Origin of the sequence: Plantactinospora solaniradicis (assembly GCF_042658085.1) — a bacterium.
Taxonomy (GTDB): Bacteria; Actinomycetota; Actinomycetes; order Mycobacteriales; family Micromonosporaceae; genus Plantactinospora; species Plantactinospora solaniradicis.
Genome location: NZ_JBHSPR010000050.1, coordinates 1 through 21,640 on the forward strand (window position 1 = coordinate 1; position 21,640 = coordinate 21,640).

A 21,640-nucleotide genomic window follows, 5' to 3' on the forward strand; every position below is an offset into this window, starting at 1 on the left:
CGACCGAAGCATGTCATGAGCAGGACTGCCGATGCATGATCGACAGGACACGCCCTAGGCCGGGACCGTCGCGCCGTGTGGGCTGCCTATCGCGTCTGCCGACGTCCGGATCTGCTTGATATGCAGGTAATCCTCGTTGACCCAGTGTCGGTATACGTCGGTGGGTCTGACGGAGAGGCTCCTGTATGTCTTCATCTGGCTGGACCTCGGCAGCCCACGGTCAGGTTGGAGTGACCGAATGGTTCCTCGGCAGAGCGGATCGAGGTCCTCGCGCCGGCGCTGAGCACGCGGCCGTCGAGGAGCCGGCGACGTACTGCAATCTCAGTAGGGAGGTGTCTGCAACCGCACGACGACAGGACGAGGCGCCAGGGCGAGTCTGGCTAGGCAACCGATTCCCCGACAGGGAGGCATCAGTCCCGTGGCTACGTTTCTCTACCGGCTTGGCCGCGTGGCCTTCCGGCGGCGCTGGTATGTCGTCATGGTCTGGGTGGCCGTACTGGGCGGCATGGGCGTCGCCTCGAGCACCGCGTCCGAACTGCCTCCCGACAGCGGGTCGATGCCCGGCATCGAGGCGCAGGCGGCGTTCGACCTGATGCAGCGGCGGTTCCCCGGCACCTCGGCTGAGGCCGACACCGCGACCGCCCAGGTCGTGTTCGTCGCCCAAGCCGGAGAAAAGCTGACCGATGTCGGCAACCGCGTGCTCATCGACAGCCTTGTCAACGAGGTATCTCAGGGAAGCCAGGTCGCCGGCGTCGTGAGCCCGTTCGAGGCGCAGGCGGTGAGCCCAGACGGATCCACGGCGTATGCGACCATCACATACACGGCGACGTACGACGACATCAGCGCCGCTGCCAGGGACCAGCTGGGGGCCGCCGTCGACCGGGCGCGGGCGGCGGGTCTGACGGTGGAGGTCGGCGGGGAGGTGCTGGCCAGCGAGCCGTCGATTGGTGGGGTGAGCGAACTTGTCGGTGTCGGGCTGGCCGCGGTCGTGCTGCTGATCACGTTTGGCTCGCTGGTGGCAGCCGGGCTGCCTTTGGTGACCGCCGTGCTCGGCGTCGGCGTCAGCACGTTCACGATCTTCGCGCTCGGCACCGTCCTCGGGCTGTCCGAGGCCAGCAGCATCCTAGCCACCATGCTGGGGCTCGCGGTCGGCATTGACTACGCCCTGTTCGTGGTCTCCCGTTACCGCGAGGAACGGGCCAACGGGCACTCGCCCCGGGAGGCCGCCGGTGTGGCCGTGGGCACCGCCGGCTCGGCCGTGGTATTCGCAGGGCTTACCGTCATGGTCGCGCTGGCCGGGCTCGCGATAGTCGGTATCCCCGCTGCGGGCACGATGGGACTGACCTCCGCCGGGGCCGTCGCGGTCGCGGTGCTCATCGCGCTGACCCTGGTTCCCGCGCTGCTGGGTTTCTTCCCGAACGCCGTCCTCGCCCGGCGAGTCCGCAAGAGCGGGGTGACCGGCGTGGCAGGGGGCGAGACGACCGGCTCGCTCCGCTCACGAGACAACGCCGGCACCCGGTGGGCGCGGTTCGTCCTACGCCGCCCCATCCTTGTGGCGGTCGTCTCGGTCGTTGGCCTGGCCGTGCTGGCCATGCCGGTGGCGCAGTTGCAACTGGGCATGCCCGGCGACGAGGCCAAGCCCACGGCGACCACCGAGCGCCGGGCGTACGACGCGCTCGCCAAGGGCTTCGGCCCCGGGTTCAACGGCCCGCTGACCATAGTGGTCGACACCCGTGGCTCGGATGACCCGCAGGTGGCGGTGCGGACCATCTCCGCGAAGATCGCCGACACACCGGGCGTAGTGTTCGTCTCTCCGGTCAAGTTCAACCCCGCGCGCGACACCGCGATGTTCGCGGCCACCCCGTCCACCGCCCCCACCAGCGAGCAGACTGAGGGCCTCGTCCGCCGCATCCGTGCGGACCGGCCGGCCACCGAGTCCGGCACCGGCGCCACCTTCCTGGTCAGCGGGACCACGGCGGTGAACATCGATGTTGCCCAGAAGGTGCAGGGCGCCCTCGTCCCGTATCTCACGGTCGTGCTCGGCTTGGCCTTCCTGCTCCTGCTGACGATCTTCCGGTCCCTGATCGTGGCGTTCAAGGCCGTCTTCGGCTTCCTACTGTCCCTGCTGGCCGCGCTGGGTGTGGTCGTGGCGGTCTTCCAGTGGGGCTGGGGCGCCGACCTGATCGGCCTGCTGCAGACCGGCCCGATCATCAGCCTGATGCCAATCGTACTGGTGGGCATGATCTTCGGCCTGGCGATGGACTACGAGGTGTTCCTCGTATCCCGGATGCGGGAGGCGCACGCCCACGGGGAGTCCGCCCGGATGGCGATCAGCACCGGCTTTCGGCACAGCGCCCGGGTCGTGGCGGCCGCCGCGCTGATCATGATCGCCGTGTTCGCCGGGTTCGTCGGAGGCGACCTGGCCATGATCAAGATGATCGGATTCAGTCTGGCCACCGCCGTCCTGTTCGACGCCTTCGTCGTCCGCATGGCCCTGGTGCCCGCCCTCCTGACCCTGCTCGGCGAGCGGGCCTGGTGGCTGCCTCCGTGGTTGGACCGGCTGTTGCCGCACGTCGACGTGGAAGGAAAGTCCCTCCGCCGCCTGATGGCCGGCGCGCCGGTGTCCACCGCGCCCGGCCACGAGTCGAGGAACGGCTGACCTGGCGCCTCGGGTAGCTCCTAGTGTGGGAATCAACGATCATGGACCCAGATCACCTCGGCCGGAGCGTGCTATGTCGATCAGCTGGCGCCAGTACGCGAAGAACCATCCGCGCGTCGTCGACGTGGGCCTCGCCGCCCTGCTGCTCCTCGCGACATCCGGCCCTGCGGTACTCAACAGCGACCTGTCCCACACCGACAACCTGAGCTGGTGGTCCGCTCTCCCACCCGCTGTGGTCGGCGCCCTGGCGCTGCTGTGGCGCCGCAGCCATCCGCGCACGGTGGTCGCGCTCACAGCGGTGTGCGCCAGCGTCGCGTGCGTGATCGGTTACCTCATAACGCCGGTGCTGCTCGCCCCGGTCATGGTCGCGCTGTACGAGCTGGCCGTGCGGGTTCCCGGCCGGACCACCCGAGTGTGTTACCTCGCAGCCACGGCGTCGATCGCCGTGTCGGCACTGCTCGGCCGCGACTCTGGCTATCCCTGGCTCCTCACGATCCTCAACCCCGTCCTATTCCTCCTGCTGACGCTCGCCCTAGCCGAGTCCACCCGTATCCGGCACGACTATCTGAGCGCCGTCAAAGCACGCGCCGAGTACGCCGAGCGCAACCGCGAGAACGAAGCCCGCCACCGCGTCGCGGAAGAGCGCGTCCGCATCGCCCGCGAACTCCACGACGTCGTCGCCCACTACCTGGCTCTGGCCAACGCCCAAGCGGGCACCGCCGCCTACCTGGCAGGTACTCGCCCCGATCAGACCAACCGGATCCTCACCGAACTCACCACCACCACCTCCGCCGCGCTCCGCGAACTCAAGACCACTGTCGGCCTGCTACGGCACCCCCACGACACCGCCTCGCCACTGGAACCCGCCCCCGGCCTCGATCAGCTCCCCGAACTCGTCGCCGCTTTCGCCACCGCCGGGCTCCACGTCAACGTCCTCGTCGAAGGCGAGGATCAACCGCTCTCCCCCGGCGTGGACCTGACTGCCTACCGCATCGTCCAGGAAGCACTCACCAACGTCACCAAACACGCCGCCACGACCACCGCCTCCGTACGACTGACCTACCACGAGGACCGGCTCACCATCACCATCGCCAACAATGACAGCGGCCCAGCGGCATCCACCCTGGCGAAACCCGGCGTGGGCTACGGCCTCCTCGGCATGCGCGAACGCGCCCACACTGCTGGCGGCCAGTTCCGGGCCCAACCCCATCCCGACGGCGGGTTCACCGTCACCACCGAACTACCCATCCGACAGTGACCCGACCATTCACCTCCGAGGACAAGACGGACACCGTGACCATCCGTATTCTGCTCGCCGACGACCAAGCGCTCCTACGCGAAACCTTCCGGATGCTCATTGACGCCACTCCCGACATGGAAGTGGTCGCCGAAGCCGCCGACGGCGACGAAGCCATCACCCTCGCCCGCGCTCATCACCCCACCGTCGTCCTGATGGACATCCGCATGCCCCACACGAACGGCCTCGCCGCCACCAGCACCATCTGCGCCGATCCCACGCTCACCACCACCCGTGTCCTCATCCTCACCACCTTCGAAACGGACGAGTACGTCGCCCAGGCCCTTCGCGCCGGCGCCACCGGATTCCTCGGCAAGGACGTCACCGCCACCGCGCTCCTCGACGCCATCCGCACCGTCGCCGCAGGCGACGCACTCCTGTCCCCCACCGCCACCCAGGCCCTCATCGCCCGATACCTCGCCACCGCAGAGGAACCGGATGTCCCCACCCCAGCCCTCAAACAACTCGCGACCCTCACCGCCCGAGAACGCGAAGTCATGATCCTCGCCGCCCAGGGCAGATCCAACAGCGAGATCGCCCACCAACTCACCCTCAGCCCACTCACCATCCGCACCCACGTCCAACGCGCTATGACGAAACTCAACGCCCGGGACCGCACCCAACTCATCGTCATCGCCTACCAAACTGGGGTCGTACGGCCACGACCACACGCCCCCGGTTGACAAACAAACTATCCAGGACGCGATGAACGGGAGGGTTGGTCGATCGCCGAGGCGGCGGTGCGGGACGGGCCGGTGCAGCGGTTGCGGCGCGCCGATCGGCGGGAGCAGATCCGGCCGCGGCGACACGGGCCGTTCGCCCGGACGGGGTTCGCCGGTTGCCGGGTACTCCGATCCCTGCGAGCGGTGGATCCTCATCGCGTAGGCGTGGGCCAGCTCGTCGAGTTCTCCGTAGTCGCTCATAGTAAGACAGGGCGGTGACGACGCCGACGGTGCCGTTGAAACCCCTGCTTAGCCTTTGTCTAGCACTCCCGGTCGATCGGGTTGCGTCCGGTGGGGGTGGCGTAGGCGAGGAACACGCCGAGCTGGCAGTTCTCCGTCCGCCCCGCAGTGCCAGAATACTGGCGTTGCACCCTGTGCCGTTCGAAAACCCGGTTCTGGCTACGCTGCCTGCGAGTATTCGCTGATCATGCCGTGGATGATCTTCCGTCGGCGTACCCGGATCGTGGTCAGGTCGGCCACCAGTGGAGGGGGTGCGTCGCGGTTCGGAGGGCGTTGCGACCGGCCTTGATGGGGCCGATGTTCGTTGTAGTGCCTGACGTACTCGTCCAACACGACATGCAGGTGCCGCGGGTTGTAGATAAGCATCCGGTCCAGGCACTCCCGGCGTACCGTGCGTACCCACCGTTCGGCGTGGGCGTTGGCCCTGGGCGCGCCGGGCGGGCTACGCAGGACTTCGATCCCTTCAGTAGTGAACACTTGGTCGAACGCGACGGTGTACTTGCTGTCGCGGTCCCGGATCAGGAACCTGAACCGGCCCACCCGCTCCCCGAGATCCATCATGAGGTTGCGGGCCTGCTGGGCCACCCACGCCCCGGTCGGATTCGTGGTCGCGCCGAGGATGCGGACCCGCCGGGTGGCGATCTCGATCAGGAACAGCACGTAGACGCGGGTCAGGCCGATCGTGTCGACGTGCAGGAAGTCGCAGGCCAGGATCCCTTTGGCCTGGGCGGTGAGGAACTGGGCCCAGGTCGGCCCGCTGCGCCGCGGTGCCGGATCCAGCCCGGCCTGAGTGAGGATCTTCCATACGGTGCTGGCCGCGATCCCGTAGCCGAGGCCGATCAGCTCGCCCTGGATCCGCCGGCAGCCCCAGGTCGGGTTCTCCTGCACCAGCCGCAGAACCAGTGTTCGCAACTCTGCTCGAGTTGATGGGCGACCCGGTTGTCTCGGGTACGTCCACCGACGGGCGACCAGGTTGCGGTGCCACCGCAGCAGCGTTGCCGGCGTGACGAAGAAACCCGCCCACCGCGGGCGGGGCAGCAGCCGCGACAACGCCGACAACACCGCCCGGTCCCCTGGTTCAAGATCCGGACGGCTGACCTGCCGGCGCAGGACCGCGACCTGGTGACGCAGCACGAGGATCTCGACTTCTTTGGACCCCTCGCCACGCAGACCGAGCACGATCAACTGCAACACCTGGCACAGGAACAGGTACCCACACGAAAGGATCACGGTCGCCAGCCTGGCCATCAACCCACACCCGGCGTCGCACAAACCCACACGTCAAGGCCCCGCGACCGAGTTTTCGAACGGTACAGGTCCGTACGGCGATCCGCGACTGGCAGCGACCGGTCCCCGGCAAGCCAGGTCCTCGGCACACTGGCGACCTGGCCGACATTGTTGACCTCATGCTCGCCACCGGCGCCCGCATCGGTGAGATCCTCGCCCTGCGCTGGGAGGACCTTGACCTCGCCGCCGAACGTCCCACGCTGACGATCTGCGGCACGCTGGTCTTCGTTAAGGGCAAGGGATTGTTCCGACAGCCCTGGACCAAGAGCGACGCCGGTTATCGGATGGTCGTGTTGCCCCGGTTCGCGGTCGGCATGCTGCTGGCCCGCAGGCTCGTCGCTGCCGACAACCCCCACGATGCGATTTTCGCCTCCCGACGCGGCACATGGCTCTCACCCAACAACGTCCGTCGTCAGTGGCGCCAAGCCCGTGCCGACACCGACCTCGCCTGGGTCACCCCACACACCTTCCGCAAGACCGTCGCCACCCTCATCAAGGACGAGGCGGACACCAAGAGCGCATCGGCGCAGCTTGGACACTCCAGCGAGGAGGTCACCGACACCTACTACGTCGCCAAGCCCGTCCAAGCCCCCGACGTCTCCGAGATCCTTGAACGCCTCGGCACCGACCCTGATGGCCGCCCCACATCTGTGGGGCACAACGATGCACACGGATGACGAACCTGGTTGCCGAGACCCATAAATGGGGGGTTTTCGGGGGGAGGTTCAAAACTCCATAGACAAAGATTAAAGCCCTGACCAGCGTTTCTGCTGGTCAGGGCTTTTTGTCTGTCGGGACGGCCGGATTCGAACCGACGACCCCTTGAACCCCCGCTGGTCCCAGTCGCCCGCGTACCCCGGCTCTCGTCTCATTGGCACATCGGTCGGGGTGGCTCGTCGGAGAACCAGATGTGCCTCCCGCTCAGGTTGGTCCAGAGATCAGCCTGCCCGCTGACGTAATCGGAACATAGAAGGGATGCGGTATCCGTGTAACAAGCTCTGGCGTAACCGTTACTCAAAAACGTATCGTTACACCACCAGTTGGTCAATAAGTCACCATTGAGGTAGAGGCTGGCCGTACCCGAGATTTCAATCGTATTGCCACTCGTATTACGAAGGATCACAACGCCTTGCGCGAGCCTTCCCCGCACCACGACGCATGCCTCGCCAGCGACCCCGGAAGCCATGTTGTTGCGTGCGGTACAGTGCCAGTCGGACGTCTTTGTGTACGGCCGCCATTCAGCACCCGGTATTGCCTGTGCGGGAGACGGAAGCGCGACTATCGCCCCAAACGTGGCAATGACCGCCACCACGAGCCTGACGAGAATGCTCCTGATTCTGACGGAATTCCTGAAGCCCTTGTACTTCATCTACCCTCCGCAACAAGAGGTCTTCCGAGAATGCCTGGTTCAGCCCTGGCGCCAACTTCGATCATGGCATCGCAAACGATCACTGTCAATGCCGTCCGTATCGATCAAGCCGCCCCTTGCTCGACGCCGGCTTGCAGGCGCTCCTCGAACGCGCGAAGATCATGTCCGCCAAGTTGGTTCCCCCAACTGGGGGCATGGTGATTTACGACCGTGACCGGACGGGGTCAATCAAGAGGGCGACCACGCCGCCGGCCGACAGGGGTCAGACCCAGAACGACCGCGTCCGGTCACGTCCGAGCCCGCTCAGTGCGGGCGTCCTGGGCGGCTTGGACTGCGGCCCACCACGCCAGAGTCGAGCCTTGTCTGGTGATCGGTCCGCGTCGTACGACGGTGCCGGACTCACGGTGCTTCGGTGTCAGCCGGCCGGCGACGCCGAAGAGATCCGAGACGCGCGGGCGCTGGCCTTGTTTGGCCAGTACCGCATACACGGACGCCTTCAACCCAGAACTGCGCGAGGACGACTTCGTGGGCGGGTTCGTGCTGCGGCGCTTCGAGCGGTTCGCCTCCGCCGAAGTACGCACATGGTGGGTCGACACTGCCGATGTGCGGATGCCCCGGCAGGGGTCCTACGGCGCATGCACGATCGGCTGATCGCCTCCCCACATCTCCACCACGGTTCCACCGACTCCCGCTCGGACGAGATCCAGAACGACCGCGACAACGTCGGCCGGAGGAATCAACGGCCGAGATGCTGCCCGCTCGTCGGCATCCATGCGCTCCCATCGCGCTCGGGCCCGGCTCAGCCCGATCCAGTCCGGCACCACGCACATCATTCGGACCCCATGGCTGCTCGCCAAGCTGGCCAGACTGGCGGTGAACCGAATCAGACCAGCCTTGGCTGCGCCGTATTCGGGCGAGCCGTAGGATTCGAAACCGATGCCACCGCTGGATGCGATGTTGATGATGGCACCACCACCTTGTTGCCTCATCGGTTCGAGAACGAGCTGACTGAGCAACATCGGGGCGATGAGGTTGAGGTTGATCGTCGCGGCCCACTCCTCGGCCTTCGCCTGCGGATACTGTCGCTGCGGGGTCCAGCCGCCGGCATTGTTGAAAAGCACATGAGGACCGCCGAGGTCCTGCGCGGCCGCCACGACAAGGGTCAAGTCGTCATGCCGTCGGACGTCGACGCACAACCCTCGAGCCGGCACTCCACGCTCCTCGATCAAGCTCGCACACGCCTGCGCAGCTGACGCATCGAGGTCGGCGACGACGACGCCGTAACCGGCGTGCCCCAAGCCGAGCGCGATCTCGCGCCCCAATCCACTCCCGCCGCCAGTAACGATCGCGGTGCGAGGCATGATCACACTCCCTTGACGTCATCTCACTGCGATCGTCTCTTCCTACCCGCACACGTGCCGCCCGAGACGCATGCGGAGATGACCGACGCCGGCGGCCCGCACAGGTGGCCGGTTGAGCATCCTGATCTGCCGCTCCGCGTGTGCTGGCGTTCATCGCGGCTGGTGACGCACGGTGATGGATGGCTGCCTTACCTGTTCCTGCTTCCGGTGTCGTACCTGCCGATCAGCTCGTCTTGCGCGCCGCGGTGTCGGCTTTCCTCGGCCGCTACCGTGGCCAGACTCGCGTCCATGCCGAGTCCGACCTGCGAATCTTCCTGCGCTGGTGCACCGAGCAAGACCTTGGCACGGGTGGACATCGAGCGGGACGTGCGCCGGTACCAGCCCTCGACGGTCTCGCGGCGCCTGTCCGTCGTGGTCAGTCACTGAGCGGCCAACCCGTGGCTCCTTATCGATGGAGACCACGAACTGGTGCGAGCGTCCGGACCGGACGCTCGCACCGCGCGCAGGCTTGGGTACCGGCCTGGAGGAGCTGGTCGAGGATGTCACCAATCCGCGAGGATGTACTCACCCCACGCCGCGACGGCCCGCTCGTATACGGGAGGCCATGCCCAGATCCTGCCGCACTCGATACGGGACTGCAGCCCGTAGTCCATCTCCTCGCTCAGGCTGTACTCGATCGTGCCGTCGGCGCAGAGTGCCGCCGCCCGGTGTACGCCGACCTGCCGCATGCACTCGGTGTATCCGCCGGTGAGGTAGTCTCTAGTCCCCACGTAGCTGAAGTAGCAGTTGGTCGGCGCGACCGTGGTGAAACCGTCGGGGGCAACGTAGCCGGGCGGGGGTACGGCGGGCCATGGAAGCTCGTTGACCCAGTCGTACGCGCCGGCCGTCTGGGTGCTGGTGCTGGCCGACGCCGGACTCGCGGCACCGGCAACCGTGGCCAGGACGCCGATCAGCGCTGCGGTCACGACCGACAACAGTTTGCGTCTCACGTGGTCCCCTCTCGTTACCTAGGACGAAGCGAGCCTGGAAAGCGCTTTCCAAACATTGTGGCAGTCAATCCACGATGGTCAATAGCCGGGTTTCGCGGCCCGCGCCACACCGGACGTGTCGCAGACGCCGGCAGTCGAACGGACCGGATCCGCTGCTGGCTCGTCGGAATCCAGGTCGGGGCTTCGCACGGGGTAAACGCCGCCGGTATCGGTAAGAGCCCGTCGCACGTCGTTGCCGAAACGGACTGAGTCGATCTCCCCGCGCAGGAACTCCAGCACGCCACCGCATGCCATAGCAGCGAGTGACGCGACCCATCCAAGCTCGTGCCGCTCACAGGCCCACGGGGCCTCAGCGTCTCCGGCCTGCTGACCCGATGGACTACGAGGTCAACCCTGCGATCATGAACCTTATGGCAGAGGCTGCTCGGGACGTCCCGTCATACCGCGACCGTTTGGATGGCTATCGCCGGGTACTCGAGGCGCGTTCAGCAGTAACGATCCCGGAGCGCTTGCGAGGGCTGGCCGACGACCCGATCCGCCCGGTTCGGCTGTGGGTGGCTCGGAACCCGAGGACGCCACCGGACGCGCTAGACCGGCTGCTGCACGATTCGGACAGCTGGGTTCAATGGAACGCGTTGCTGCACCTGGACACACCCGGCACTGCCCTGGAGCGTCTCGCTGATGACGAAGCAGCGACATACGGCAGCCGTACCTTTCACCACCGCAGCCTCGTTGCCCACCATCCAAACGCGTCGACCGAACTGCGGCACCGCCTCGTGCAGCAGGGCGCGTGCCGTTGCCCGGACTGGTGCGCTGGCCAAGTCTTCGAGCGGATCAACTCACGCCGCTGACAGTTCCCTGCCGCATCCGCTCATGCCGCCGGGTACGCGCGGCGACAGGTCGCCTACGAGCTACGCAGGGTGACGGCTTCGGCCGGCGTGCGGCGCACCGTCATGCCGATGTCCGGGTGCCTTGATCGCCTCAGACTGTGGCGGCTTGTCCAATCGCAGGCCGGTGTAAAAAGGTGCCGTGACGATGTTGCCTGGCTACGACGACCGGGGTCCTGACGATGGGCCAGGGCTTGCTTATGACGGAGCGGAGCTTCTGGATCTACCGGGTTTCTGGCCCGTGCACCTCATCGGAATTCTCGAAGCAGACCTAGACGAGGACCTGGCTCGGCTGTTCGGCGACGAGGTCGATGTCATCCGGGCCGCGTATCACCGGCTGACCGACCCTGCCGCCTGGCCGGTGCTCTTCGTCGAGCTGGGGGGTGGCGCCCGCCTCGCGGTCGTCTACCGCAACTTCGTCGAGGACGAAGGGGTTGACTACCTGCTGCTGCCCGGGGCCGGCGACAACGCCATGAACATCGCCACCGTGGAAGGGGCGGTGGACGGGCCTGGCATCTCCTGGCCCGAACTTGTCGCGGTCGCCGACCGTCAGCCGACCGCCATCGCGCGGGCCAGAACGCTGCTACTGCTCGCGCCGATGCTCGGCGACGTGGCCGCAGAGTCGCGCTCCGCAACAGCCCGGCTCGCCGACGCACTGCGGACCGTCGGTATCGCCGGCCAGGTCGTGGAGATCGCCGAGGCCATTGTGGCGACCGCGCCCGCCGAGTGGAGGAGTACGGCTGACGGCGTCAACGTCTGTGACGACGAAAGCAGTTCCCGCAACCCCGACGGCCGGGCCGCGTTACCGTCGGCCGAGCTACGAACCGTCTCCGACCTTCTGTCCGCCCGCCACAGCATCGAACGTTAGTGCTCGCTCATGCCGCCGGCATCGACTCTGATGAGGGACCAACGGACGTCCTTGTTGCGATCCTCGCCCCGCGCGAGGGCGGTCAGCGTCGTTGGCCGGCGACGCGTCGGGTGATCTCGCCTGGCGGTACGGGCCGGCCGAAGTGCCAGCCCTGGCCGGTGTCGCAGCCGGCGTCGCGCATGCGCCGGGCCTGGCTGGCGGTCTCGATGCCTTCGGCGGTGACGGTGAGCCCGAGGGTGTGGCCCAAGGCGATGACGGTGGCCAGGAAGGCCGTGTCGTCCGGCTGGCGCACGGCCGGCAGTGGCGGTTTTTCGATCCGTGGCGCGGGTCGGGCGAAGCTGGCATCGAGCTTGAGCCCGTGCAACGGCAGGGCGCGCAAGTTGGCAAGGTTGGCGTACCCGGTGCCGAAGTCGTCGATCACGATTCGCACACCGAGTTCGACCAGGGCGGCGAGGGTGGCCCGGGTCTGGTCTGTCAGTTCGATGACCGCGTGCTCGGTGACCTCTAGTTGGAGCCGGTACGGCGCCAGGCCGGTGCGGTCGAGGATCTGGGCGACGGATGCCACCAGCCCGGTCTGGTTGAGTTGCCGGACCGCGATGTTGACGTTGACGTAGAGGCCGTACCCGTCCTGCTGCCAGGCGCTTGCCTGCCGGCAGGCCTGCTCCAGCAGGCGACGCCCGATCGGCACGATCAGCCCGGTGTGCTCCGCCAGTTCGATGAACTGCCCGGCGCCCAGCATGCCAAGGCGCGGGTGGTGCCAGCGGGCCAGCGCCTCGACGCCGGCAATATGTCCGTCGTGCAGGTCGACCAGCGGCTGGTACGCGAGGGCGAACTCACCGTGGCGCAGAGCCGCCGGCATGGCCGCGGACAGTCGGTAACGCTCGGCGTCGGCGGCGCTACGTTCGTGCTCGAACAGCATCCACCTGGCCTTGCCGTCCGCCTTCGCCCAGTGCAGCGCGATCTGTGTGGCGCGGATCAGCTCGGCGGTGTCGCCGGACCCGATGGACTGTTCCGCGACTCCGGCACTGGCGGTGACGGGTATCTCGGTGTTGTCGATGTGGAACGGTTCGGCGAGCGCGGTCAGCGCCCGGTCGGCAACCTTGACGGCGTCCTCGGCGCAGGTGGTGTCCTCGATCAGGATCGCGAACTGGTCGCTGTCGAAGCGGGCGACCAGGTGGCCCGAGGGTTCGGCGAGGGCCCGCAGACGGTCGGCGGTCGCCGACAGCAGCCGGTCGCCCACGCCGTGACCGAGGATGTCGTTGATCGTGGCGAACTCGTCCAGGTTGATGCAGCACATGCCCACCCGCCTCGATGGTGGCCCGGTGGCGAAGATGCGGTCCAGCCGTTCGACGAACAGCGTCCGGTTGGGTAGGTCGGTCCACGCATCGTGGGTGGCGAGATGCCGGAAGCGGACCTCGTTGGCCCGTAGTGCCTGCTCGGCGCGTGCCTGCGCGGCCAGGGCGGCCAGGCGGACGGCATCCTGGGCGTCCAGGCTCCGGTCGTGCACCGCGGCCGTGAACCCGGCCGCCAGTCCTTCCAGCAGCGCAGTCAGCCGTACGCGCATCGCGGCATCGGCGGGCAACCCGAGGTCAGCCGCGAGCCGGGTATTCAGGACTGCGATGGTACGGCCCAACGCGTCTGGAGACGCGAACCCGGCGGCGACGAGATCCTCCCCGACGCCGAGCCCGCAGGTGGGGTCGGGCGGCTCGGCGAATAGGCCGCCGACGAGCCGTTCGGCGAGCGCGCTGACGATCCGGTACCGCTCGGCGGCACTGATCGGCACGTAGTGCGCCCGGTGCAGCGCCTTCGCCCACGCCTTCGCGAACATGTCCAGGCCGTGACGGCGCCGGTCGCCGAACGAACCGGGATCGGGGTGGCGGCTCACGCCGTACGCCCAACTCCTACATAGAAACTCATCCGTTCCGGATGCTCCCCGACATCCTCGGGAGATTCCGGACGCCACAGCGGTGACCACACGACGCCGGGTTCCATCAGTTCGAGCCCGTCGAAGAACCGCTCGACCTGGGCGCGGGTACGGGCCGTGACCGGTGTGGTGGTCCGACCACTCAGCCGCGCCCCCTCGCCCATCTCCTGGGGGCGGCTGTCGGTCGTGACGTGGCTGATGGCCAGGTAGCTGCCCGGGCATAGCGCCGCACGCAACCGGTTCAGGATCCCGTACGGATCGTCCTCGTCGGGAATCGCGTGCACGACCGACGCCAGCAGCAGTCCCACCGGCTGGTCCAGGTCCAACAGGGCCCGCGTCGCTGGATGGTCGAGGATGACCTCCGGCCGGCGCAGATCCTCGTGGATCGCCGTGGCGAACTCGTTGTCGGACAGGATCTGCTCGCTGTGTGCCACCGCCACCGGATCGATGTCCACATAGACCACCCGCGCGTCCGGCACGACCCTCTGGGCGATCTCGTGCACATTACCCACGGTCGGGATGCCCGAGCCGATGTCCAGGAACTGACGGATCCCCATGTCGATCATAAAACGAACGGCGCGGTGCAGGAACTCCCGGTTCGCCCGCGCCACCAGTCGCAGGTCCGGCACCGCCGCGATTGCCTGCCGGGCGAACTCCCGGTCGATCGCGAAGTTGTGGGAGCCACCCAACCAGTAGTCGTAGGCGCGCGCGACGCTCGCCTTGCTGAGGTCTATACCTTCGGGTGCCCAGTCCGGCCGCTCCATCGCTGCCCTTCCCGTCTAGCCCCGCGCTTTCCGCCAAAACCGCGCCCGGACCAGGGCCGCGAGCAACAACAAACGTGCCCCGCGTACGCCCATCGGACCGTGATCGCGGACCCAACCCTAACTGACTCACCAATCGATACCCATCCCGACGACGGACACGACCACCGCCACACCCGCGGGCAGCACCGACAGGTAGCCGATGAGAGGTTGCGTCACCGTGCCCGACCGGCGGTCCGGCCGCCACAGGTAGACCCCAAGCGCCAAGATCAGCACAACCGGGATGTCGGTGAGGAAGCTGCTCCGCCAACGCCCGCCCCCTGCAACCGCTACCCGAACCGACCTCGGTGTGACCAACGCTCTCGTGCTGCTGCTGCTGCGGCTGCTGCCGACGAGCGAGCATGACAAAGACGCCGAGATCCTCGTGCTGCGCCAGCAGATCACCGTCCTGCAGCGGTAGCCGCGCGGCGAGAGGGTCCGGTTCCCGCGGGCCGACCGGCTGCCGCCTTTGCCGAGTTCATCCGCGAGCTCTTCGTTTCCGGTATTCGAAGGCCTCGCCGCCGCCCGGGCTCGCGGGCGCCTCGGTTGGCCGACCCACCGTCATCACGCCGGAGATCGTCCACGCTGCGCGTGACATGCTGCCCAACCCTGACGCCAGCATCACCGCGATCGCGAAGCTAGTCGGCGTCAATCCCGGCACGCTTTACCAGCACCTCCCTGACTTACGGGAACCTCGCGCGGCCCGTCGGGTTCGCACCCCGGCCTCCCGGCCGGGCGAACCGCGACGGATCAGAGCGGCCCGGGCCGAGGAGAGTGGTGGGTGGGCTCTGCCGCCCGAGATTGCGTAGCTGCCCAGCTGGCGAGGAGTTTGAGCCGGTCTTCGGATGCGGTGCCGGGTTCGGCGGTGTAGATGATCAGGTCGTGCACGGCTCGGCCGGACAGGGGTAGGTCGAGGGACTGGAAGGTCAGTTCCAGGTGGCCGACGTCGGGGTGCTGGAGCCGTTTGATGCCGTCGTGGCGGATCAGGACGTCGTGGGCCGCCCATTGGCTGCGGAACTCCGGGCTGAGCGTGGACAACTCGCCGACGAGTTCGCGTAGTGCCCGGTCGCGGGGCTCGCGGCCGGCTTCGGCGCGTAGCAGGGCGGCGGTGGCGATGCTGGCGGCGTCCCAGTCGACGAAGAAGTGGTGTGCACCGGGGTCGAGGAAGATGTAGCGGGCGATGTTGGGGCGGCCGCGCTTGTCGACGGTGGCGCTGTCGAACATCGGCGCGAGCAGGGCTCGGGCCAGGGGGTTGCTGGCGACGACGTCCATGCGGCCGTTGCGTACGAACGCCGAGGACATCGTCATGGAGTCCAGCAGCCACTGGACCCGGGGCGGGACCTCGACATCCCTGCGACGCGACGGCGTGCGACTGTCGGGCCGCGATGACCGGGCCAGGTCGAACAGGTAGGTGCGTTCGTCGTCGTCCAGTTGCAGGGCGCGAGCGACCGCGTCAAGGACGCCCTCGGACACGCCGCCGATGTGACCCTTCTCCAGCCGCGTGTACCACTCCGTGCTCACGCCGGCAAGGACGGCGACCTCCTCGCGCCGCAGCCCGGCGACCCGGCGACGGACGCTGGTCGGCAGTCCGGCCTGCGCCGGGGTGATTTTGGCGCGTCGGCTGGCAAGGAAGTCCCGGATTTCGCTGCGGTTTCCGGGCCGCTGGTCCATGTCATTCACGGTAGCCGCTGCTCACGGCGCGAGGGGGGTTGAGGTTGTACCCCCGATAAACGCGACCTTCTCCGGTGGCGGCGATCCCGGTCTGCTGGGGGTCGAACCTTCCGACACGATCCCAGTCCTTTGGAGCACATCACATGCGTGCCACCCTCATGTACGGCGCCGGCGACGTCCGGATCGAGAACGTCCCGGACTCCGTCATCAAGCACCCCACCGACGCACTCGTCCGCGTCACCGCCTCCTGCATCTGCGGCAGCGACCTGTGGCCGTACGCCTCGATGTCGCCGACCAGCGCCCCCGCCCGGATGGGGCACGAGTTCATCGGCGTCGTCGAGGACACCGGCCCCGAGGTGAGCACCGTCAAGAGGGGCGACCTGGTTGTCACCCCGTTCGCCACCTCCGACGGCACCTGTGAGTTCTGCCGGGACGGCCAGCACACGTCCTGCGCCCACGCCCAGGCCGGCTTCTGGGGGCACGACGTGCCCGACGAGGGTGGCCAGGCCGAAGCCGTCCGCGTCCCGCTCGCCGATGGCACCCTCGTCAAGCTGCCCGTCGCGGCGGACTCGGCTCTCATACCGTCCCTGCTGACCCTCTCCGACGTCTTCGGCACCGGCTACCACGCCGCCGTCGCGGGCGGCGTCAACGAGCGCACCCGCGTCACCGTCGTCGGTGACGGCGCCGTCGGCCTGCTGGCCGTGCTCTCGGCCAAGCGCCTCGGCGCCGAACAGATCATCCTGATGGGCCGCCACAAGACCCGCACCGACCTCGGCAGGGAGTTCGGCGCCACCGACGTCGTCTCCACCCGGGGTGACGAGGGCATCACCCAGATCCGCGAACTGACCGGCGGACACGGCACCCACGTGGTCCTCGAATGCGTCGGCACCATGCCCGCCTACGTACAGGCCTTCGGCGTCGTCCGCCCCGGCGGCATCATCAGCCGCGTCGGCGTCCCCCAGTACGAACAGGCCCCGATCGGCTTCGGCAGCCTGTTCCGCCACAACATCCGCCTGGCCGGCGGCCCCGCGCCCGTCCGCGCCTACATCGAGGAACTCATGCCCGACATCCTCGACGGCACCATCGACCCGGGAAAGGTCTTCGACACCACTACCGACCTCAGCGGCATCCCGGCCGGCTACCAGCACATGGCCGACCGCACCAATCTCAAAGTCCTCATCAGGCCGTGACCAAAGGCACCGACTCCGTGGCGGGCGCGCCGTGAGATCGCCGCAGCGGTCGCGCCCGTCGAACTCGGTGGTCGGCATCCGTGGCCGCCGCTGCGACCGGCGGCCTGGTCCGGACAGATTACCGGCACAGTCGGATACTCATTCGTCCAAATGCCTCTGTCGGCGTAAGTGGCGGGAAGGTCAGACGTCCAGATCGAGGCGTGACGTCCCGGCCCGTGTGGATCGCGCACGATGGGATGGTCGCCGCCACTGTCGCGGCGTAGGCCGCGTCGATGCGCGGCGTCCGCCGCGTCCGGCTCGCACCGCACCAAGCCCACCATCATGCTCGTGCCGCGTTCGCGGACGCCTCCGCCCGCGAGCCGCCGTCGAGATGCAGATCAGACAAGGACCGAACTCTCAATAGGCGAATCAAGATTGGGTGAGGCCACAAGTGGCCCCGAACTGCAAGGCATTGAGATTCCCATCTCCGCCGACAGGGTTCCTGGCCGACGAGGAGAAACCAACTCTATGCTTGCCACCGGAATACCTGCGGCCAATCCGGGCCGAGGGAAAGCACCAATACAAGGATTTGCGAATGCGCCGGAATTCTGCTCTGAACAACGGCACTGCTGGCGTCAGCGAAATAACACCAAACGGCGAGCCGCCAACCTCTACCGCAGAGGGCGTCGCGCGCCGATCCGCGGTTGCCGAGGAACAAGAGTTTCTCGACTTGGCCACGGCCCGGCGCGACAGGCTTGCCGACCACCTACAGGCCGAGCTTTCGTCAGACGCCCTGGACGCGTTGGAACGGGCGCGGCGGCGCATGCTCCGCCAGCAGTACGAGGAGCTACGGCGAGCACGGGAAGGGCTGGTCTTCGGCCGCCTCGACGGCCTTGATGGCACCGTGCGACACATAGGCCGTGTCGGTCTCCGCAACGACGGCGAGGACAGTGAGCCGCTGCTGGTGGACTGGCGCGCTCCCGCAGCTCGGCCGTTCTACACCGCGACGGCTGTCGACCCACAAGGTCAGGCACGGCGCCGTCACATACGCACGACGGGATCGGCCGTTGTCGGCGTGGACGACGAGCCACTGGATGGGACCATAACGGCGGAACTAGTCGGTGAAGGCGCTCTACTGGCCGCCCTGGACCAGCGGCGCACCGGCCGCATGTCGACGGCGATCTCCACGCTGCAACGCGAGCAGGACGACATCATCCGGGCCGAGGCGACCGGCCCGTTGATCGTTCAGGGCGGTCCCGGCACCGGCAAGACCGTGGTTGCCCTGCACCGCGTCGCCTACCTGCTGTTCGCCCACCCAAAGATGGCCGACCAAGCGGTCCTGGTCCTCGGCCCCTCGCCGCGGTTCCTCCAGTACATCGCCCAGGTGCTGCCCGCGCTCGGTGAGACCGCCGTCGTCTCGGCGACCTGCGACACTCTGCTGACCGAGATCCGCGTGGGACGCGACGAGAGCCGGCTTCTCGCCGAAGTCAAGGGCCGCGCCCTCTGGCAACCCGCGCTCGAAAACTACATCACCTCGCTGCTCCCCCGGCCCCGTGAGCTGAAGCTGCGCTGGGAGGGCGAGTTCTACGTCATCACAGCCGCAACAGTGGCACAGGCACTCGCCTCGGCGGTGCAGGGACGCTCGTACCACCGCGCCCGCCAGGCGTTCGCCGAGCAGCTGCACCACATCCTTGCCGAAGCCGTCGTCGAGCAGCGCGAGGCGCTGATGAACGAGATGGAGGAGGGCTTCGAGGACATCCTCGCCCGCTTCGACAAGGGTATGCAGCATGACCACCACTTCGGCAGGAGGTCCACCGGCAGTGACGTCGACGGGTTGCTCTCCGAGGAAGAGATAGAGAATCTTCGTTATCGTATCGCCGAGAACGCCACCATCGCCCGGTTCGTCGAGGCATGGTGGCCCACCCTCGACGCCGAAACCCTACTGTGTGATCTCCTGACCGACCGCACCCTGCTAGCCCGGTTTGCTCCGCAGTTGTCCACGGAGGAGATCACCGCCGTCTCGGCCGAGCCCGCACTGTGGGCATCGAGCGACATCCCCCTGCTCGACGCCCTCGCCGACCTGTTAGGCGAGATCGAAGCCCCGCAACCACAGGGCGAGTTCGTCGCCGACCACGCTCGCCGGCAGCGCGACTGGGTGTACGGCCACGTCGTCATCGACGAGGCGCAAGAGCTGTCCGAGATGCAGTGGCAAATGGTCGTACGGCGTTGTCCCAGTCGCTCCATCACCGCGGTCGGCGACATCGACCAGGCGGAGGCAGCACATCGGCACACCAGCTGGGCGCAAGCGGTGCAGGCTGTTTTCAGAGACCGCTGGGCCGCTGCGGAACTGACCATCTGCTACCGGACCCCGCGTGAGGTTATGGACCTCACCGAACCCGTCTTGAAAAAAGCTGGCAGCCACAACGCGCCGCCACGGGCGGTACGCTCCTCCGGCATCGCCCCCTGGGTGCTCACGATCACGCCCGCCGAGCTTGCCGGCGCCGCCGCCCAAGCTGTGCGACAGCTGCAGCAACGGTGGCACGGCGGTACGGTTGGCGTCATCGCCCCCGCCGACCGCATCGCCGAACTCCTAGCCGTGCTGAGCGATGTGTCGGTGCTCACCGCGACCCAGTCCAAGGGTCTGGAATGGGATGCGACGCTACTCATTGACCCCCAGGGCATCGCCGCTGAACCGCGCGGCTGGAACGGCCTCTACGTCGCGCTCACCCGATGCACCCAGGAACTCGGACAGCTGGTACTCACGTAGCAATCGCCACACCCATGGCCAGAATTTCCGGATGTTGGGCGCGCCCTCGGGACGTGAGGATCATGTCCGTCGGTGAGCCATTTTCATCGTGGCTTGGGGTACACGGACGGGCTGGTCAATGCTTCGTGTCGATAGCTTGAGATAGGACGGGGCTTTCAAACCGGCTGTACGCCTTATCCCATCATCGTGAGCAGCTTCTCCACCGTGTTCCAGTTGCGCACGTGGTCGACGGCCCGCTCTTCGCCTTGCCGAGGATGGTCATCAGCGGGCTGTCGCGCAGGCCGCCCGGGCACCAGACGTACATCTCGGTGCCGTCGACGATGTAGCGGTCGTCGCCGATGTCGGCGCCATCCAGCACGGCGCCGACGGGTGTTTGCGGGGGCTCCGCCATGAATGCCACGACGTACTTCGAGCCGTCGGTCGCCACGTCGCCGAGGGGGTTCTTCGCCACGATGCGCGTCATCTCGTCGTGGCCGCGCAGGATCGTGTTGACGGCGAGTCCGAACCGCTTCTCGATCAGCTGCTCGATCGGCCGACTCGTGTGGGCCTCGCCCGCGCTGCCCGCACTACGAAGACGATCGCTACCCACGATGCAAATGGCTCGGTGTACCCGGATCGTGGCCAGCTCACTCTGCTCAGACTGGGTCGGCTGAGGAGGCGTAGTCCTACTATGCTGCTCGTGCATTTGTCCGCGCCGTGCCCGGCTAGGCCCATGGAGCACATATGTCCGACTCATCCGCAGTCGACCAACAGCCCGTGAACCCCAGGCTCGACACCAACGTGCCGCACACGGCACGGGTCTGGAATTACTGGCTCGGGGGTAAGGACAACTTTGCTGTGGATCGGGAGGTCGGGGAACGGGTCAGGGGCATCTTTCCCGTCGTGATCGAGCTGGCACGCGCCGACCGGCTGTTCCTGGGGCGGGCTGTCCACTACCTGGTTGCCGAGGCGGGGATCCGGCAGTTCCTCGACATCGGCACCGGGCTGCCCACTCAGGACAACACTCATGAGGTCGCGCAGCGGGTGGCCCCCGAGGCGCGGATCGTCTACGTCGACAACGATCCACTGGTGCTGGTGCACGCGCGTGCGTTGCTGACCAGTTCCGCACAGGGCGCCACCGACTACATCGACGCCGACCTGCGCGACCCGGACACGATCCTGCGGAGGGCGGCCAACACGCTGAACTTCTCCGAGCCGGTGGCGATCATGCTGCTCGGTGTCATGCACTTCATCAACGACGATGACGAACTGCAGCAGATCATCGACCGGCTGCTGGCCGCGGTGCCGCCTGGAAGCTACGTGGTCGCGGCCAACACCACCACGGCGGTCAACGGCGAGGCCACCGCCGAAGCGGTCCGCGTGTGGAACATCGATGCCCAGCCGAAACTAAAACTGCGGACCCCGGAGCGGATCGCCGAGTTCTTCACCGGCCTTGAGGTCGTAGAGCCGGGCTGGGTCTCGTGCTCACGGTGGCGCCCCGAGCCGCAGGACGACGGCAGCCTGCCGGTCGAGGTCGACCAGTGGTGCGGGATCGTACGCAAACCGTAGCTCGTCTGGTATTCGATGACTTGGCCTTGGCCGGGACCCCCGGTACTCATGGTCGAGTAGCAAGCCACCAGGGTAACGGTCG

At 67.4% G+C, this 21,640-nt stretch carries 19 protein-coding genes; 9 read left to right on the top strand and 10 right to left on the bottom strand.

All coding sequences use genetic code 11. The features are described from left to right. Window positions 1–418 precede the first annotated feature (418 nt). The 3 genes from ACFP2T_RS36360 to ACFP2T_RS36370 all read left to right on the top strand — a co-directional run bounded on the left by ACFP2T_RS36360 (window position 419) and on the right by ACFP2T_RS36370 (window position 4,639). On the top strand, window positions 419–2,659 hold the full coding sequence (locus ACFP2T_RS36360) for an MMPL family transporter (protein ID WP_377430069.1): 2,241 nt from the start codon (window positions 419–421) through the stop codon (window positions 2,657–2,659). A gap of 73 nt (window positions 2,660–2,732) precedes the next feature. Further along, entirely contained in the window at window positions 2,733–3,917 is a 1,185-nt protein-coding gene (locus ACFP2T_RS36365) for a sensor histidine kinase (RefSeq protein WP_377430071.1), read from the top strand. 35 nt (window positions 3,918–3,952) lie between these two features. After that, on the top strand, window positions 3,953–4,639 hold the full coding sequence (locus ACFP2T_RS36370) for a response regulator (protein WP_377430175.1): 687 nt from the start codon (window positions 3,953–3,955) through the stop codon (window positions 4,637–4,639). 438 nt (window positions 4,640–5,077) lie between these two features. Here ACFP2T_RS36370 and ACFP2T_RS36375 read toward each other — a convergent pair whose 3' ends face one another. Further along, complete coding sequence (locus ACFP2T_RS36375; protein WP_377430073.1) at window positions 5,078–6,166, bottom strand: integrase core domain-containing protein; 1,089 nt, start codon at window positions 6,164–6,166, stop codon at window positions 5,078–5,080. A 158-nt stretch (window positions 6,167–6,324) separates the two neighbouring features. On the opposite strand from ACFP2T_RS36375, the gene ACFP2T_RS36380 reads away from it, so the two are divergent. Beyond that, window positions 6,325–6,882: a tyrosine-type recombinase/integrase gene (locus ACFP2T_RS36380; protein ID WP_377430076.1), complete on the top strand. Its 558-nt coding sequence runs from the start codon at window positions 6,325–6,327 to the stop codon at window positions 6,880–6,882. Between the two features lie 191 nt (window positions 6,883–7,073). Here ACFP2T_RS36380 and ACFP2T_RS36385 read toward each other — a convergent pair whose 3' ends face one another. The 4 genes from ACFP2T_RS36385 to ACFP2T_RS36400 form a co-directional block, all read right to left on the bottom strand. After that, the gene (locus tag ACFP2T_RS36385) at window positions 7,074–7,574 is read right to left on the bottom strand and encodes a hypothetical protein (protein WP_377430079.1); all 501 of its coding nucleotides are present in this window, start codon (window positions 7,572–7,574) and stop codon (window positions 7,074–7,076) included. A 626-nt stretch (window positions 7,575–8,200) separates the two neighbouring features. Continuing rightward, entirely contained in the window at window positions 8,201–8,935 is a 735-nt protein-coding gene (locus ACFP2T_RS36390) for an SDR family NAD(P)-dependent oxidoreductase (protein WP_377430082.1), read from the bottom strand. Between the two features lie 542 nt (window positions 8,936–9,477). Further along, window positions 9,478–9,924 carry a hypothetical protein gene (locus ACFP2T_RS36395; protein ID WP_377430084.1) on the bottom strand — a complete coding sequence of 149 codons (447 nt, stop codon included), beginning with the start codon at window positions 9,922–9,924 and terminating at the stop codon, window positions 9,478–9,480. Window positions 9,925–10,002: 78 nt separating this feature from the next. Beyond that, window positions 10,003–10,203 (bottom strand): hypothetical protein, encoded by a 201-nt coding sequence (locus ACFP2T_RS36400; RefSeq protein ID WP_377430087.1) that lies wholly within the window; start codon window positions 10,201–10,203, stop codon window positions 10,003–10,005. A gap of 95 nt (window positions 10,204–10,298) precedes the next feature. On the opposite strand from ACFP2T_RS36400, the gene ACFP2T_RS36405 reads away from it, so the two are divergent. Together ACFP2T_RS36405 and ACFP2T_RS36410 are read left to right on the top strand one after the other, a co-directional pair. Further along, window positions 10,299–10,775 carry a hypothetical protein gene (locus tag ACFP2T_RS36405; protein WP_377430089.1) on the top strand — a complete coding sequence of 159 codons (477 nt, stop codon included), beginning with the start codon at window positions 10,299–10,301 and terminating at the stop codon, window positions 10,773–10,775. 277 nt (window positions 10,776–11,052) lie between these two features. Continuing rightward, the gene (locus ACFP2T_RS36410) at window positions 11,053–11,679 is read left to right on the top strand and encodes a hypothetical protein (protein WP_377430090.1); all 627 of its coding nucleotides are present in this window, start codon (window positions 11,053–11,055) and stop codon (window positions 11,677–11,679) included. An 82-nt stretch (window positions 11,680–11,761) separates the two neighbouring features. Here ACFP2T_RS36410 and ACFP2T_RS36415 read toward each other — a convergent pair whose 3' ends face one another. The 4 genes from ACFP2T_RS36415 to ACFP2T_RS36430 all read right to left on the bottom strand — a co-directional run bounded on the left by ACFP2T_RS36415 (window position 11,762) and on the right by ACFP2T_RS36430 (window position 16,074). Then, window positions 11,762–13,564, bottom strand: a complete 1,803-nt coding sequence (locus ACFP2T_RS36415; protein WP_377430092.1) for a putative bifunctional diguanylate cyclase/phosphodiesterase — start codon at window positions 13,562–13,564, stop codon at window positions 11,762–11,764. Further along, entirely contained in the window at window positions 13,561–14,367 is an 807-nt protein-coding gene (locus ACFP2T_RS36420) for an SAM-dependent methyltransferase (RefSeq protein ID WP_377430094.1), read from the bottom strand. Before ACFP2T_RS36420 ends, ACFP2T_RS36415 begins: the two co-directional genes overlap by 4 nt. Window positions 14,368–14,493: 126 nt before the next feature. Further along, window positions 14,494–14,640, bottom strand: a complete 147-nt coding sequence (locus tag ACFP2T_RS36425; RefSeq protein WP_377430097.1) for a hypothetical protein — start codon at window positions 14,638–14,640, stop codon at window positions 14,494–14,496. Between the two features lie 513 nt (window positions 14,641–15,153). Continuing rightward, the gene (locus ACFP2T_RS36430) at window positions 15,154–16,074 is read right to left on the bottom strand and encodes a helix-turn-helix transcriptional regulator (protein ID WP_377430099.1); all 921 of its coding nucleotides are present in this window, start codon (window positions 16,072–16,074) and stop codon (window positions 15,154–15,156) included. A 143-nt stretch (window positions 16,075–16,217) separates the two neighbouring features. On the opposite strand from ACFP2T_RS36430, the gene ACFP2T_RS36435 reads away from it, so the two are divergent. Next, complete coding sequence (locus tag ACFP2T_RS36435) at window positions 16,218–17,264, top strand: zinc-dependent alcohol dehydrogenase family protein (protein ID WP_377430102.1); 1,047 nt, start codon at window positions 16,218–16,220, stop codon at window positions 17,262–17,264. A 574-nt stretch (window positions 17,265–17,838) separates the two neighbouring features. After that, entirely contained in the window at window positions 17,839–20,010 is a 2,172-nt protein-coding gene (locus ACFP2T_RS36440; RefSeq protein WP_377430104.1) for a HelD family protein, read from the top strand. 181 nt (window positions 20,011–20,191) lie between these two features. On the opposite strand, the gene ACFP2T_RS36445 is transcribed toward ACFP2T_RS36440, so the two are convergent. Then, window positions 20,192–20,695: a DUF1697 domain-containing protein gene (locus ACFP2T_RS36445; RefSeq protein WP_377430107.1), complete on the bottom strand. Its 504-nt coding sequence runs from the start codon at window positions 20,693–20,695 to the stop codon at window positions 20,192–20,194. Between the two features lie 38 nt (window positions 20,696–20,733). Between ACFP2T_RS36445 and ACFP2T_RS36450 the strand changes: the two genes are divergently transcribed. Further along, a complete protein-coding gene (locus ACFP2T_RS36450; RefSeq protein WP_377430109.1) occupies window positions 20,734–21,558 on the top strand; it encodes an SAM-dependent methyltransferase in 825 nt (274 codons plus the stop codon). The last annotated feature ends 82 nt before the right edge of the window (window positions 21,559–21,640 follow it).